General features: G+C 63.4%; 9 protein-coding genes. 1 reads left to right on the top strand and 8 read right to left on the bottom strand.

The genetic code is table 11. The features are described 5' to 3' along the window. Window positions 1-26 precede the first annotated feature (26 nt). Genes fusA through rpsL form a run of 3 tightly spaced genes read right to left on the bottom strand, consistent with a single transcriptional unit; the run spans window position 27 to window position 2,984 of the window. Window positions 27-2,111, bottom strand: a complete 2,085-nt coding sequence (fusA, locus tag CCC_RS03620) for an elongation factor G (RefSeq protein WP_009868227.1) — start codon at window positions 2,109-2,111, stop codon at window positions 27-29. An 18-nt stretch (window positions 2,112-2,129) separates the two neighbouring features. Next, the gene (gene rpsG, locus CCC_RS03615; RefSeq protein ID WP_008620997.1) at window positions 2,130-2,600 is read right to left on the bottom strand and encodes a 30S ribosomal protein S7; all 471 of its coding nucleotides are present in this window, start codon (window positions 2,598-2,600) and stop codon (window positions 2,130-2,132) included. 12 nt (window positions 2,601-2,612) lie between these two features. Then, window positions 2,613-2,984 carry a 30S ribosomal protein S12 gene (gene rpsL / locus CCC_RS03610; RefSeq protein WP_008620996.1) on the bottom strand — a complete coding sequence of 124 codons (372 nt, stop codon included), beginning with the start codon at window positions 2,982-2,984 and terminating at the stop codon, window positions 2,613-2,615. 336 nt (window positions 2,985-3,320) lie between these two features. On the opposite strand from rpsL, the gene CCC_RS03605 reads away from it, so the two are divergent. Continuing rightward, window positions 3,321-4,274 carry a transglycosylase SLT domain-containing protein gene (locus tag CCC_RS03605; RefSeq protein ID WP_009868225.1) on the top strand — a complete coding sequence of 318 codons (954 nt, stop codon included), beginning with the start codon at window positions 3,321-3,323 and terminating at the stop codon, window positions 4,272-4,274. A gap of 184 nt (window positions 4,275-4,458) precedes the next feature. Here the strand turns inward: CCC_RS03605 and CCC_RS03600 are convergent, their stop codons facing one another. The 5 genes from CCC_RS03600 to rplJ all read right to left on the bottom strand — a co-directional run bounded on the left by CCC_RS03600 (window position 4,459) and on the right by rplJ (window position 15,921). Continuing rightward, window positions 4,459-5,871 (bottom strand): trypsin-like peptidase domain-containing protein, encoded by a 1,413-nt coding sequence (locus CCC_RS03600; protein WP_236686293.1) that lies wholly within the window; start codon window positions 5,869-5,871, stop codon window positions 4,459-4,461. A gap of 170 nt (window positions 5,872-6,041) precedes the next feature. Then, window positions 6,042-10,532, bottom strand: coding sequence for a DNA-directed RNA polymerase subunit beta' (locus tag CCC_RS03595; RefSeq protein ID WP_041039821.1), 4,491 nt, complete (start codon window positions 10,530-10,532; stop codon window positions 6,042-6,044). A gap of 73 nt (window positions 10,533-10,605) precedes the next feature. Next, window positions 10,606-14,781, bottom strand: a complete 4,176-nt coding sequence (gene rpoB, locus CCC_RS03590) for a DNA-directed RNA polymerase subunit beta (protein ID WP_041039820.1) — start codon at window positions 14,779-14,781, stop codon at window positions 10,606-10,608. 197 nt (window positions 14,782-14,978) lie between these two features. Continuing rightward, the gene (gene rplL / locus CCC_RS03585) at window positions 14,979-15,356 is read right to left on the bottom strand and encodes a 50S ribosomal protein L7/L12 (protein ID WP_041039819.1); all 378 of its coding nucleotides are present in this window, start codon (window positions 15,354-15,356) and stop codon (window positions 14,979-14,981) included. A gap of 49 nt (window positions 15,357-15,405) precedes the next feature. Beyond that, complete coding sequence (gene rplJ, locus CCC_RS03580) at window positions 15,406-15,921, bottom strand: 50S ribosomal protein L10 (protein WP_009866967.1); 516 nt, start codon at window positions 15,919-15,921, stop codon at window positions 15,406-15,408. Between the last annotated feature and the right edge of the window lie 96 nt (window positions 15,922-16,017).

Genomic DNA, 16,017 nt, shown 5'->3' with positions numbered 1-16,017 from the left:
TTACTCCGTCCTCGATAGATGTCAGATTAGCCAGCCAGCTTCGCGCGGATCTCGTCCGACACGTTCTGGGGCACTTCCGAATAGTGGTCAAAGGTCATGCTGTACTGCGCCCGGCCCTGGGACATGGAACGCAGGGTATTCACGTAACCGAACATGTTGGCCAGCGGGACCATGGCGGTGATCACGCGGGCATTGCCGCGCTGATCCATGTCGCTGACCTGGCCGCGACGGCTGTTCAGATCGCCGATCACATCGCCCAGGTAATCCTCGGGCGTCACGACCTCGACCTTCATCATCGGCTCGAGCAGCTTCGGACCGGCCTTGGCGATGCCCTCACGGAAGGCGGCGCGCGACGCGATTTCGAAGGCGAGAACCGAGGAGTCGACGTCGTGATAGGCGCCGTCCACCAGGGTGGCCTTGAAGTCGATCAGCGGGAAGCCGGCGATGACGCCGTTATCCTTGGCCGACTTGATGCCCTTGTCGACGCCGGGCACGTATTCCTTGGGAACCGAACCGCCGATGACCTTGTTCTCGAAGACATAGCCCGAACCGGTCTCGCCCGGCTCGAACTTGATCTTGACGCGGGCGAACTGGCCCGAGCCACCGGTCTGCTTCTTGTGGGTGTAGTCGACTTCGTAGGTCTTGGAGATGGTCTCGCGATAGGCCACCTGGGGGGCGCCCACATTGGCTTCCACCTTGAACTCGCGCTTCATGCGGTCCACGAGGATTTCCAGATGCAGTTCGCCCATGCCCTTGATGACGGTCTGGCCGGATTCCACATCGGAGGTGACGCGGAACGAGGGATCCTCGGCGGCCAGACGCGCCAGGGCGACGCCCATCTTCTCCTGGTCGGCCTTGGACTTGGGCTCCACGGCCACTTCGATCACCGGCTCGGGGAATTCCATGCGCTCCAGGATCACCAGCGAGCTGGGGGTCGGGTCGCACAGGGTGTCACCGGTGGTGGTGTCCTTCAGACCGGCAAAGGCGACGATATCGCCAGCGCGGGCTTCCTTGATTTCCTCACGCGAATTGGCGTGCATCAGCAGCATGCGGCCGACGCGCTCGCGCTTGTCCTTGACCGTGTTCTGGATGTAGCTGCCCGATTCCACGACGCCCGCATAGACGCGCACGAAGGTGAGCGAGCCCACGAAGGGGTCGTTCATGATCTTGAAGGCGAGACCGGCGAAGGGCTCGTCATCGGTGGCGTGCTTGGCGATCTCGTCCTCGGTGCCGTACTTCACGCCCTTGATGGCGGGAATGTCGACGGGGGCCGGGAGATAGTCGATGACGGCGTCGAGCAGGGGCTGCACGCCCTTGTTCTTGAACGCCGAGCCGCACAGCACCGGCACGAAGGTGCGCGAGATGGTGCCCTTGCGGATACAGGCCTGCAGCACCTCGAAGGACGGCTCTTCGCCTCCCAGGTACATTTCCATGGCGTCGTCGTCCATCTCGACCGCGGTCTCGATGAGCTGGGCGCGGTACTGGGCGGCCTTCTCAACCAGATCGGCGGGGATGGGCTGGTCCTCGAACTCGGCGCCCAGGCTTTCGTCCTTCCAGATCACCGCGCAATTGCGCAGCAGATCCACCAGGCCGATATAGCCGCTTTCCTCGCCGATGGGCAGATGCATGACCAGCGGGCGGGCGCCCAGACGGTCGACGATCATGTCCACGCAGCGATAGAAGTTGGCGCCGATGCGGTCCATCTTGTTCACGAAACAGATGCGCGGCACGCCGTACTTGTCGGCCTGACGCCACACCGTCTCGGACTGGGGCTCCACGCCCGCCACCGAGTCGAACACGGTCACCGCACCGTCGAGCACGCGGAGCGAACGCTCCACCTCGATGGTGAAGTCCACGTGGCCGGGGGTGTCGATGATGTTGACGCGGTGATCGCGCCAGAACGCGGTGGTCGCGGCGGAAGTGATGGTGATGCCGCGCTCCTGCTCCTGCTCCATCCAGTCCATGGTGGCGGTGCCTTCGTGCACTTCGCCGATCTTATAGGACTTGCCGGTGTAGTAGAGGATGCGTTCGGTGGTCGTGGTCTTACCGGCATCGATGTGGGCCATGATGCCGATATTGCGGTACCGCTCGAGGGGCGTCGTCCGGGCCATGATGGTCTCGTTCTCCAGTTACCAGCGGTAATGGGAGAAGGCCTTGTTGGCCTCCGCCATACGGTGGGTGTCTTCGCGCTTCTTGACGGCGGCGCCACGATTGTTGGCGGCGTCGAGAAGCTCACCCGACAGGCGGTCGATCATGGTGGTCTCGGAACGCTTGCGCGAGTAATCGATCAGCCAGCGGATGGCCAGGGCCTGACGGCGATCGGTCCGCACTTCGACGGGCACCTGATAGGTGGCACCGCCGACGCGGCGCGAGCGGACTTCGAGAGCCGGCTTCACGTTGTCGAGAGCCTCATGGAACACCTTCAGCGGGTCCTGGCCGGTCTTGGCCTGGATCTTGTCCAGGGCGCCATAAACGATGGCTTCGGCGGCGGACTTCTTGCCGTCGAGCATCAGGCAGTTCATGAACTTGGCGACGACATAGTCGTGAAACTTGGCGTCGGGGGTGATTTCGCGCTTTTCAGCGGCGTGACGACGAGACATCTGATGAACTCCTTACTTCGGACGCTTCGCGCCGTACTTCGAACGACGCTGACGGCGATCCTTGACGCCCTGGGTATCGAGCGTGCCGCGGATGATGTGGTAGCGGACACCCGGCAAGTCCTTCACACGACCGCCGCGGATCATCACCACCGAGTGTTCCTGAAGGTTGTGACCTTCGCCCGGAATGTACGAGGTAACCTCGAAACCGTTGGTCAGGCGCACGCGGGCGACCTTACGAAGCGCCGAGTTCGGCTTCTTCGGAGTGGTCGTGTACACGCGAGTGCAAACGCCGCGCTTCTGCGGGCAGGCCTCCATGGCGGGGACCTTGTTGCGCGCCGCCACAGGCTGGCGCGGCTTACGGATCAATTGATTGATCGTGGGCATTCAGTCACTTTCCCTTCACACAGGTCCCTGGACGCAAAACCAGAAAAAAAACCCGCCTGCGGTTCCCCGCCGGGGTTTTCTTACGATCTCGGTCGCCGACCCGTTCGGCGTTGTCATCAGTGTTTCGCAAGCCTCGGGACAACGAAAACCGTCCAGGCGGACAGATACCGGTCCCCCGAGAAGCGCGCATCCTATTTATCCGCCCGCCCCCCGTCAAGCGAAAGAGTCGGGACATTTCGACGGCCCGCGCGCGGCTCTCCGATTCGATTCCAGCGAGTCGATTCTTGGTAACCTTTCCATGCTATAGTGTGCGTGGTTTCGAATCCGAGGTTCGCCATGCAGACCCCGACCGCCGATATCACCGGTTCATCCCCCATCGACACGACCCGGCCCGGACATGTGCTTTCCGGAATCCGCGAAGCCGCGGACAGCACCGGCGTTTCCTTCGGCTATCTCCTGGCCCAGGCCACCCAGGAAAGCGGCCTCGACCCACAGGCCCGCAACACCAAATCCTCGGCCTCGGGACTGTTCCAGTTCACCGCGGGCACCTGGCTGGACATGGTCAAGCGTCACGGGGCCGAACATGGTTTGGGCGATGCCGCCGAGGCCATCACCAAGGGGGCCGACGGCCGTCTGGACGTTTCCGACAAGGCCATGAAGAAGGCCATCCTGGATCTGCGCAAGGACCCCAAGCTGTCCTCCCTGATGGCCGCCGAATTCGCCAAGGACAATGCCAAGACCCTGGAAAAGCGTCTGGGCCGCGAGGCCACGGCCTCGGATCTTTACCTCGCCCATTTCCTGGGAGCATCCGGCGCCGCCCGAGTGATCGAGGGCATGGAAGACAACCCCAAACATTCCGCCCGTCATCTGCTGCCTGACGCGGCGCGGGCCAATCCAGAAGTCTTCGGCAAGGCCCGCACCGTCGCCGGTCTTTATAAGAGTGTGCAGGCCCGCTTCAAGAGCGCGCTGGGTGATGACGCCGCCTCGGCCCACCAGCCAGCCGTGGACACCAGCAACCCGCAGCTTGCCGCCCTTCGCCCCATGGCCCGGCCCGAGGCCCCGCTCCCATCGACCCCCACCGAGACCGCATTGACCCAGGTGGTGCAGGCGGTGGCGCCCGTCACCCAGGCGTCAGTGCGCAGCGTCTCGGCCTCCGACTTCGCCAATGCGCTTGCGCCGGAAAGTCCCTTCTTCCCCGCCCCCATCCCCTCGGCCCCCACGGGCAAGGCACCGCAAACCGTGTCCTTGCGCGACATCGTCGAGTCCATCAAGGCGGGCGGCGAGGTTTAGGTGAGAAGGTCTGGAAGCATCGCCTCCAGCCGGAGGCGCGGGGCGGGAGCCCCATAGCGCTAACTTAACTCTTTTCTTCGTCATCCCGGCTCTTTAAGCCGGGATCCAGGAGTCGCGGAAAGGCTGGAGGTGCACCCCCCTGGATCCCGGATCGTGCTTCGGCTGTCCGGGATGCCGCCATGCCCTAACGGAAGAAATCCTCGGCCGCGATGGCGAAGTTGAGGCCGTCGGCGTCGCGGATGTGAAAGGTGGTGATCCCCACCAGATTGCCCGCCGCGTCGAACAGCCCGCCACCCGACGATCCGGGCGAGATGGGGGCCGAGGTCTGGACATAGTGCAATGTCTTGATGGGCCGCAATCCCGAGATCAGCCCCTGACCCAAGGTCGCCTCCAGCCCCTTGGGCGCACCAATGGAATAGACCGTCTCGCCCACCCGCAGATCGTCCCAGGGCCGGATGCCCGGAACCGCCGACAGCCGCCCGGGCGAGACGCTCATCAGGCAGCGGTCGGTGGCGGGGTCGCCGCCCGACGGCGTGGCCCTCAGGGTCTGTGATCCCTGACGCAGCAGAATCACCGCCATCTCGTCGATGACATGGCAATTGGTCACCAATGTCCGCTCATCCATGGCCACGGCCGAACCGAAACGACCGTTCCTGGCCTTCAGATCCTCCTCGGTGCGGGCGGCGATCACCACATAGACCGAGCGGCCCACCTGGGCGAAGACATCCTCCGCTCCCAGACGCGCGCGGCTGGGCGGACGCTGCAACGAAGCGGCCAGCGGCCGCCATTCGGGCATGCGGGGGGCGGCCCCAGAGCCCAGACCGACCGGTGCCACGCCAATGGCGGGCGGCGCCTCCACCGGGCCTTGCCGTTCGGGGATGCGTCCCGGTTTCCAGGCCGCCGCGGATTCCTCCACCCGGCCGCGCAGATCGGCGGCCAGACCGCGCCCCAATTCCTCGCGCAGGAAATAGGCCTCGCTGGTGCAGTCACGATAGTGAAAGCGGTTATCGAACAGGGGGTGGTCTTCGGGCGCTGGCTGGCTCCGTCCCGAGATGCCCGCCACACTGGCCCAATAAAAGGCCTGATTACGGTTCTTCTCCACCCAGCCGCCCCGGTCATGGCCATGGGCTAGACGCAATTGGGCCAGACAATTGCCCTCGGCGGCCAGACCGTTATAGAGATCGGCGGCCAGGGAGGGCTCCTCGCCCTCGGCCAGAACGGCGCGCGCCAGGCGAGCCCATTGGGCACCGGCGGCCACAGCCTTGGCCAGATAGGTCCGGGCCTTGGCCGGGTCCTTGGGGGTTCCGCGCCCATACCAGTGGGCGTCAAACAGGCGGCGCAAAGCCAATCCATCGCCCGTGGCGGCGGCTTGTTCCCACCAGGCTAAGGCCGTGGCTGGATCATAATGACGCTGGGTCGGATCACCCATCACATCGCCCAGAAGCCGGGCGGCGATGCCGTCACCCGAGGCGGCGGCGGTGGAACATTGGGCCAGTTCGGTGGTGGAAGACGGGCGCGCCAGACAGGCGGCCTGGACGGGCAAAGCACCGCCCATGGCGATCACTATCGCCACCGTCTGGACCCACCGCGAGCTCATGGCTTCTCCCTTGATGCTCTACCCGGGATTTGGCGCCCCGGGATTTCGTCCCATGATGATAGCGCCTCGAAGGCGTAAGGTCCCCACCCTATTTCATGACGTCAAAAAAAGTCATCCCCGCCTCCTTGGCAGGAGGCGGGGATGCGGTCTTGACCCAATGAGGGAGCAGACTATTCGGCGGGCGGAGCCTCGGGGGCAGCCCCCTCGGCCACCGGCGGAATGGCCGGAACCTCGGAGCCGTCGTCGACCTGCATGTCCTTGTCGCGCTGGGCGGCAATGACGCGCAGACGGTTCATCACCGCGCCGGTACCGGCGGGGATCAGACGGCCGACGATGACGTTTTCCTTCAGGCCCTGCAGGCTGTCCACCTTGCCGGAAACGGCCGCTTCGGTCAGAACGCGGGTGGTTTCCTGGAAGGAAGCCGCCGAGATGAAGGAGTGGGTCTGCAAAGACGCCTTGGTGATGCCCTGCAGCACCGGCGTGCCCGAGGCCGGACGACCCTGCTCGCGGATGGCCTTCGAGTTCTCGATATCGAACTCGACACGGTCCACCTGCTCGCCCACCAGAAGGGTGGTGTCGCCCGGATCGGTGATCTCGACCTTCTGCAGCATCTGGCGAACGATCACCTCGATGTGCTTGTCGTTGATCTTCACGCCCTGCAGACGATAGACCTCCTGAATCTCGTTGATGAGATACTGGGCCAGGGCTTCCACGCCCAGGACCTTCAGGATGTCGTGCGGCACGGGATTGCCGTCCATCAGCGGATCGCCGCGGCGGACATAATCGCCTTCCTGCACCGAGATGTGCTTGCCCTTGGGGATCAGATACTCGATGGCATCGCCCTCTTCCGGGACCACCAGGATGCGGCGCTTGGACTTGTAGTCCTTGCCGAACTCTACGCGGCCGTCGCAATCGGAGATGATGGCGTGGTCCTTGGGCTTGCGGGCCTCGAACAATTCCGCCACACGCGGCAGACCGCCGGTGATGTCGCGGGTCTTGGACGATTCACGCGGAATGCGCGCCAGCACGTCGCCAGCGTTGACCTTGGTACCGTTTTCCACCGACAGGATGGCGTCCACGCTCATGAAGTAGCGGGCCTCCAGACCGTTGGCGAGCAACAGCTCCTCGCCCTTCTCGTCACGGAGCGTGACGCGCGGACGCAGTTCGGCGCCACGGGGCTGCTGCTTCCAGTCGACGACCACCTTGCTGGCGATGCCGGTGGCTTCGTCGACCACCTCGCGCATGGACAGGCCTTCGGTCAGATCGACGTAATGGGCCACACCCGCACGCTCGGTGATGATCGGCAGGGTGTAGGGGTCCCATTCGGCCAGCTTGGTGCCCTTGGCGACCTTCTGAGCCTCGTCCACCAGCAGCTTGGCGCCGTAGGGGACGCGGTGACGGGCGCGTTCGCGGTTGTTGATGTCGAGCAGAGCCACTTCGCAGTTGCGGCTCATGACGATGCTGTTGCCCGACGAGTTGACCACCACGTTGCGGTTGATCACCTGGACGGTGCCGTCGAAGGTCGCCTCGATGGAGGACTGCTCGGCACCACGCTGGGCCGCGCCACCGATATGGAAGGTACGCATGGTCAGCTGGGTGCCGGGCTCGCCGATGGACTGGGCGGCGATGACGCCGACCGCTTCACCCACATTGACGCGGGTGCCGCGAGCCAGATCGCGGCCGTAGCACGAGCCGCAAACGCCCTCTTCCGAGTCGCAGGTCAGCACCGAACGGATCACCACGGTCTCGATCCCGGCGGCGTCGATGGCCTCGACCTCGGTCTCCTGGATCATCTGGGCCGCCTTGACGATGACTTCGCCGGTCAGCGGATTGACGATGTCGCGGGCCGCCGAGCGGCCGAGGATACGTTCGGCCAGCGAAGCGATGACTTCGCCGCCTTCGATCACCGGAGACACGGTCAGGCCGTTGGTGGTACCGCAATCTTCTTCGCAGATGATGGCGTCCTGGGCCACGTCCACCAGACGACGGGTCAGGTAACCCGAATTGGCGGTCTTCAAGGCGGTATCGGCCAGACCCTTACGGGCGCCGTGGGTGGAGTTGAAGTACTCCAGCACGGTAAGGCCTTCCTTGAAGTTGGAAATGATCGGCGTCTCGATGATCTCGCCCGAGGGCTTGGCCATCAGGCCGCGCATGCCAGCCAGCTGCTTCATCTGGGCGGCGGAACCACGGGCGCCGGAGTGCGCCATCATATAGATGGAGTTGATCTGCTTGCCCGGAACCAGGCTGGAGATCTGCTTCATCATGGCGTCGGCAACGTCGTCGGTGCACTTGGACCAGGCGTCGACCACCTTGTTGTACTTTTCGCCCTGAGTGATCAGACCGTCCTGGTACTGCTGCTCGTATTCCTTGGCCTTCTCTTCGGTCTCGGAGACCAGGGTCTCCTTTTCCGGCGGGATGACCAGATCGTCCTTGCCGAACGAGATGCCCGCCTTGAAGGCGTTGGAATAGCCCAGGCCCATGACGCGGTCGGCGAAGATCACCGTCTCTTTCTGACCGCAATGGCGATAGACCACGTCGATGACGTTCTGGATTTCCTTCTTGGTCAACAGACGGTTGATCAGGGAGAAGGGCACGTTCTTGTTCTTGGGCAGAATCACCGAGAGCATCATGCGGCCCGGCGTGGTGTCCACGATCTGGGTCACCGGAGTGCCTTCGGAATCCACGGTATCGAAACGGGCGCGGATCTTGGTGTGCAACGTGACCGTCTTTTCGGTCAGGGCTTCCTCGATCTCGGCCATGTTCACGAAGACCGGAACCTTGAACAGGATGGCCTTGCCGTCCTTGATGGCCTTCTCGGCGTCGTTCACATCGGCGAAGACCAGCGGGACGCCGGGCTTTTCCACATTGAACAGACGCAGATGGCCACCCTTGAGGCCAGCTTCCAGCGCGTCCTTGGAAGACGGGTTGACGCGGCGGTGTGCCGTGACATTGCGGCTGGCCAGACGGTCCAGCAGGGTGTCCAGATCCTTGGTGTCGATCTTGGTATTGGGATCGGTCGGGCAGTAGAACAGGATCGAGTTGTTGGCGATGGCGCCCTTCAGCTCGTCCATGGACCGGATCTTCAGCACCTGGCCGGGCATCTCGTCCCGTTCCATGGTGATGTAATAAATGCCCAGCACGATATCTTGCGACGGCACGATGATCGGCTTGCCGTTGGCGGGCGACAGGATGTTGTTGGTGGACATCATCAGCACGCGGGCTTCCAGCTGGGCCTCAAGGCTCAGCGGGACGTGCACGGCCATCTGATCGCCGTCGAAATCGGCGTTGAAGGCGGTGCAGACCAGCGGATGCAGCTGGATGGCCTTACCCTCGATCAGGACCGGCTCGAAGGCCTGGATGCCCAGACGGTGCAGCGTCGGCGCGCGGTTCAGCATCACGGGATGCTCGCGGATGACCTCTTCCAGAATGTCCCACACCTCGGGACGTTCCTTTTCCACCATGCGCTTGGCGGCCTTGATGGTGGTGGCCATGCCGTAGAGTTCGAGCTTCGAGTAAACGAAGGGCTTGAACAGCTCCAGCGCCATCTTCTTGGGGAGGCCGCACTGGTGCAGCTTCAGCTCAGGACCCACCACGATGACCGAACGGCCGGAATAATCGACGCGCTTGCCCAGCAGGTTCTGACGGAAGCGGCCCTGCTTGCCCTTGAGCATGTCGGACAGCGACTTCAGCGGACGCTTGTTGGCGCCTGTGATGGCGCGGCCACGGCGGCCGTTGTCGAACAGGGCGTCAACGGCTTCCTGCAGCATGCGCTTTTCGTTGCGCACGATGATCTCGGGCGCGCGCAGCTCGATGAGGCGCTTCAGACGGTTGTTGCGGTTGATGACGCGACGATAGAGGTCGTTCAGATCCGAGGTCGCGAAACGGCCGCCATCCAGGGGAACCAGCGGACGCAGTTCCGGCGGAATCACCGGAATGACTTCCAGGATCATCCATTCCGGGCGCGAGCCGGATTCCATGAAGGCCTCGACCAGCTTCATGCGCTTGACCAGCTTCTTGCGCTTGGCCTCGGACGTGGTCTCCTTGAGGTCGACCTTAAGCTGGGCCTTCTCGGTCTCCAGATCGATGACCGTCAGCATGTCGCGGATGGCCTCGGCGCCGATCTTGGCGGTGAAGGCATCCTCGCCATACTCATCGACGGCGCGCATATACTGCTCTTCGGTCAGCAGTTCGCGGATCTTCAAGGGCGTGAGGCCGGGCTCGACCACCACGTAATTCTCGAAATAGAGAATCCGCTCCAGATCCTTCAGCGTCATGTCGCACAGCAGACCGATGCGCGAAGGCAGCGACTTCAGGAACCAGATATGGGCCACGGGAGAGGCCAACTCGATATGGCCCATGCGCTCGCGCCGGACCTTGGCCAGGGTGACTTCCACGCCGCACTTCTCGCAGATGATGCCGCGATACTTCATGCGCTTATACTTGCCGCACAGGCACTCGTAGTCCTTGATCGGCCCGAAGATGCGGGCGCAGAACAGGCCGTCGCGCTCGGGCTTGAAGGTGCGGTAGTTGATGGTCTCCGGCTTCTTGATCTCACCGTACGACCAGGAGCGGATACGCTCCGGCGAGGCGATGGAGATGCGGATCTGGTCGAACGACTGAGTGCCGCTCACCTGGCCGAAGATCTTCATAAGTTCGTTCATCGACAAACTCCCGTGTGACCTTTGAGGGCTGCGGGGGAGGAGAAGCCTCCCCCGCGCCGGGTCCGTAAAATGCTTAGTAGTTCCGCTGGGTCAGTTCGACGTTCAGGCCGAGAGAGCGAAGCTCCTTGACCAGCACGTTGAACGACTCGGGGATACCGGCCTCGAAGGTGTCGTCGCCGCGCACGATGGCCTCATAGACCTTGGTGCGGCCGGAAACGTCGTCCGACTTGACCGTCAGCATTTCCTGCAGCGTGTAGGCGGCACCATAAGCTTCCAGCGCCCACACTTCCATTTCACCGAAGCGCTGACCACCGAACTGCGCCTTACCGCCCAGCGGCTGCTGGGTGACCAGCGAGTACGGGCCGATGGAACGGGCGTGGATCTTGTCGTCCACTAGGTGGTGCAGCTTCAGCATATAGATGTAGCCCACCGTCACCTTACGGTCGAAGGGCTCGCCGGTGCGGCCGTCCACCAGGGTCACCTGGCCCGACGAGGACCGGTTGGCCTTGGTCAGCATCTCGACGATGTCGCTTTCGCGGGCGCCGTCGAACACCGGGGTGGCGATCGGCACGCCCGGAGTGAGGTTATGAGCCAGTTCGGTGATCTCGTGATCAGCCAGACCGGCAATCTCGTCCTCATAGATGGCGTCGCCGTAGACGTCCTTCAACTTGGACTTCAGGTCGATCATGGTCGCGGCGTTGCGCTTGTACTTGTCGAGCATGCCGCCGATCTGCTGGCCCAGGCCCGCGCAGGCCCAGCCCAGATGGGTCTCGAGAATCTGACCCACATTCATGCGGCTCGGCACGCCCAGCGGGTTCAGCACGATATCCACCTGCTGGCCGTCTTCCAGATAGGGCATGTCTTCCAGCGGAACGATGCGCGAGATGACGCCCTTGTTGCCGTGACGTCCGGCCATCTTGTCGCCCGGCTGCAGCTTGCGCTTCACCGCCACGAACACCTTGACCATTTTCATCACGCCGGGCGGCAGTTCGTCACCGCGCTGCAGCTTCTCGACCTTGTTCTCGAAACGCTCCTGCAGCTTGTCGACCTGCTGGTCGAAAGCGCGCTTCAGCGCCTCGGAATCGGCCATCACAGCATCGTCATCGATGGCGATGTTGCGCCAGGTGCTGGGATGCAGTTCGTCCATATTGGCGTCGGTAAGAACGGTACCGGCCTTGATGCCCTTGGGACCCGAGACGACCTTCTTGCCGAGGATCAGCGCCTTGAGACGGGCGAAGAACGACCGCTCCAGGATGTGACGCTCGTCGTCGCGGTCCTTGGCCAGACGCTCGATTTCCGCCCGCTCGATGGCGAGCGCGCGCTCGTCCTTCTCCACGCCACGGCGCGAGAAGACACGGACTTCGACGATGGTGCCCGACACGCCCGGAGGCAGACGAAGCGAGGTATCGCGGACATCCGAAGCCTTTTCGCCGAAGATGGCGCGCAGCAGCTTCTCTTCCGGGGTCATGGGGGATTCGCCCTTCGGCGTCACCTTGCCCACCAGAATGTCGCCCGGCTTGACCTCGGCACCGATGTAAACGATGCCAGCCTCGTCCAGGTTCTTGAGAGCCTCTTCACCCACATTGGGGATATCGCGGGTGATTTCTTCCTGGCCCAGCTTGGTATCGCGGGCCATGACTTCGAATTCCTCGATATGGATCGAGGTGAAGACGTCGTCGCGGACGATACGCTCGGAGATCAGGATCGAATCTTCGAAGTTGTAGCCGTTCCAGGGCATGAACGCGACCAGCACGTTGCGGCCCAGAGCCAGCTCGCCCAACTGGGTCGAGGGGCCGTCGGCGATGATGTCGCCCTTGGCGATCAGATCGCCCACCTTCACCAGCGGACGCTGGGTGATGCAGGTGTTCTGGTTGGAACGCTGGAACTTCAGCAGGTTGTAGATGTCCACACCCGAAGCCGAGGCCTGAGTCTCCTCGGTGGCGCGGATAACCACGCGGGTGGCGTCCACCTGATCGACCACGCCGGTACGCTTGGCGGTGATCGCCGCGCCCGAGTCGCGGGCCACCGCCTGCTCCATGCCGGTGCCCACCAGGGGGGCCTCGGCGCGGATCAGCGGAACGGCCTGACGCTGCATGTTCGAACCCATCAGGGCGCGGTTGGCGTCGTCGTTCTCCAGGAACGGGATCAGCGCGGCGGCGACCGAAACCAGCTGCTTCGGCGACACGTCGATCATGTTGATCTCGTTGGCGGGCACCATGACGAAGTCACCGGCCCGGCGGCACGACACCAGATCCTCGGTGAAACGGCCATCGGCATCCAGGATGGAATTGGCCTGCGCCACGGTGTAGCGCCCCTCTTCCATGGCCGAGAGATAGACCACGTCGCTGGTCACCCGGCCGTCGAACACCTTGCGGTACGGCGCCTCGATGAAGCCGTACTGGTTGACGCGGGCATAGGTGGCCAGGCTGTTGATCAGACCGATATTCGGGCCTTCCGGCGTCTCAATCGGGCAGATGCGGCCGTAATGGGTCGGGTGCACGTCGCGCACCTCGAAACCGGCGCGCTCGCGGGTCAGACCACCCGGCCCGAGAGCCGAGAGACGACGCTTGTGGGTGATTTCCGACAGCGGGTTGGTCTGATCCATGAACTGCGACAGCTGCGAGGAGCCGAAGAATTCACGCACCGCGGCAGCCGCGGGCTTGGCGTTGATCAGGTCATGAGGCATGACCGAATCGATGTCCACCGACGACATGCGCTCGCGGATGGCGCGCTCCATGCGCAGCAGGCCGACGCGGTACTGATTCTCCATCAGCTCGCCCACCGAGCGGACGCGGCGGTTGCCCAGGTGATCGATGTCGTCGATCTCGCCCTTGCCGTCCTTGAGCTCGACCAGAACCTTGATGACGCCCAGGATGTCTTCCTTGCGCAGGACGCGCACGGTATCGGCCACCTCGGGGGTGTTGAGGCGCGAGTTCATCTTGACGCGGCCCACGGCCGACAGGTCGTAACGCTCGGAGTCGAAGAACAGGCCCTGGAACAGGGCTTCGGCGGTCTCCAGCGTCGGGGGCTCGCCCGGACGCATCACGCGGTAGATGTCGATCAAGGCCTCTTCACGCGAAGAGTTCTTGTCGATGGCCAGCGTGTTGCGCATATACGGGCCGACATTGATATGGTCGATGGCCAGCACCGGCAGTTCGCTGATACCCGCCTTTTCCAGCTCGGCCACCAGGGCGGCGGTCAGTTCGTCACCGGCTTCGGTGAAGATCTCGCCGGTCTGCTCGTTGATGATGTCCTCGGCCACATACTGGCCGACCATGTCCTCGGTGAAGATCTGGATGTCGGTGAGACCGGCTTCCTTGAGCTTCTTGCCCAGACGCGGAGTCATCTTGGCGCCAGCATCGGCAACCTTCTCGCCGGTCTTGGCGTCGATCAGGTCGGAGACCAGCTTGACGCCCTTCAGGCGCTCGGCGTCGAACGGGGTCTTCCAGCCCTTGGGGCCACGGGTATAGACCACCTTGCCGTAGAAATAAGACAGGATCTCTTCCGAGGTCATGCCCTTGATCTCGCTCTGCTCCAGGCCACGGCCCTCGGCGGCGCGGGCGACGCGCAGCTGGGCGGTGTTCAGGCCGTCCAGCGCATAGAGCAGCGTGGTGACGGGCAGCTTGCGGCGGCGGTCGATGCGCACATAGACCAGATCCTTGGCGTCGAACTCGAAATCCAGCCAGGAACCGCGATAGGGAATGACGCGCGCCGCGAACAGATACTTGCCCGAGGAATGGGTCTTGCCCTTGTCGTGATCGAAGAACACGCCCGGGCTGCGGTGCATCTGGGAGACGATGACGCGCTCGGTGCCGTTGATGACGAAAGTGCCGTTGGACGTCATGAGCGGCATGTCGCCCATGTAGACGTCCTGCTCCTTGATGTCGCGGATGGAGCGCGAGCCGGTGTCCTCGTCGATATCCCACACCACCAGGCGCAACGTCACCTTGAGGGGGGCGGCGAAGGTCATGCCGCGCTGCTGGCATTCCTCGACGTCGTATTTGGGCTGCTCCAGCTCATAGCGCACGAACTCCAGGGTTCCGCGCTCGGAGAAGTCCTTGATCGGGAAAACGGACTTGAAGACTTCCTGCAGGCCGACATTGCCGCGGGCTTCAGGGGCCGTGTCCATCTGCAGGAAATGATCATAGGAGCTCTTTTGCACCTCGATCAGGTTCGGCATCGGCGCAACGGTCGGAATCCGCCCGAAGCTTTTGCGCACACGCTTGCGACCCGTATAGGATTTAGCCATTGCCGCTCCTCGTCCTCTTCGTGGGGTTTAACCCAACAAATCTCGTCGTGCCCGGGGACCGCCCGGGATGCCCCCTGCGGGGCCCCACCCTATATGGGTAGGTTTTGACCACCCGCAAGGATGATCGGTAAAGCGCCAGAAGGCCGGGATGCGAGAAACCCGCATCCCGGCCCCTGGATAAACACCAGAAGGCGTTCTTACTTGACCTGCACCTTGGCGCCGGCCTCTTCCAGAACCTTCTTGATCTTCTCGGCTTCGTCCTTGCTGACGCCGTCCTTGACGGACTTCGGAGCAGCCTCGACCAGATCCTTGGCTTCCTTCAGGCCCAGGCCGGTGATGGCGCGGACTTCCTTGATGACGTTGATCTTCTTCTCACCGGCATCGGTGAGGATCACGTCGAACTCGGTCTGCTCTTCGGCAGCCGGGGCAGCGGCGCCAGCACCGGCAACGGCGGCGACGGCCACCGGAGCGGCGGCGGAAACGCCCCACTTCTCTTCCAGCAGCTTCGAGAGCTCGGCGGCCTCGAGAACGGTCAGGGCGGACAGGTCGTCAACCAACTTGGCAAGATCAGCCATTTAAAACACTCCTAGTAAAAGCTTGAAGCTTGGGATTGGGTCAAAAATCTCACGCGGCGTCCTTGTCCGCCTTCGCCTTCAGGACGCGAGCCAACTGGCCCGCGGGCGCCTGAAGAACGCCGGCGATACGGGTGGCCGGGGTCGAAATCATGCCGAGGAGCTTGGCACGCAGTTCGTCGAGCGACGGCAGCGTAGCGAGCGCCTTCACACCGTTCACGTCCAGACGCAGCTTGCCCAGCGATCCACCGAGGATCTTGAGCTTGTCGTTGGTCTTGGCGTAATCGGCGATAACCTTGGCGGCGGCGACCGGATCGCGCGAAACGGCGATGGCGGTCGGACCGACGAAAAGGTCGGCGATGGACTCGAACTCGGTCCCCACAAGGGCGAGCTTGGTGAGACGATTCTTGGTCACTTTGAAGCTGGCACCGGCCGCACGCATCTTGCCGCGCAGATCCGTCATCTCGGCAACCGTCAGACCCATGTAATGGGTGACGACCACCAGCCCGACGTCTCCGAGCGTTCCATGCAGCGAGCCGACCCACTCTGTCTTCTGTGTCCGGTCCACTTTCGTCTCCAAACATAGAGCCGAAACATCCCCGCCATCATGGCGGCTGGTCTCGGTCCATTGCCCATGGCCCTGATCGGGCGGCGAACCGCCCGG

The organism is Paramagnetospirillum magnetotacticum MS-1 (assembly GCF_000829825.1).
In the GTDB taxonomy this organism is placed as follows: domain Bacteria; phylum Pseudomonadota; class Alphaproteobacteria; order Rhodospirillales; family Magnetospirillaceae; genus Phaeospirillum; species Phaeospirillum magnetotacticum.
Note: the sequence above shows the minus strand (reverse complement) of the source record. Positions and strands in the feature narration are given on the sequence as shown.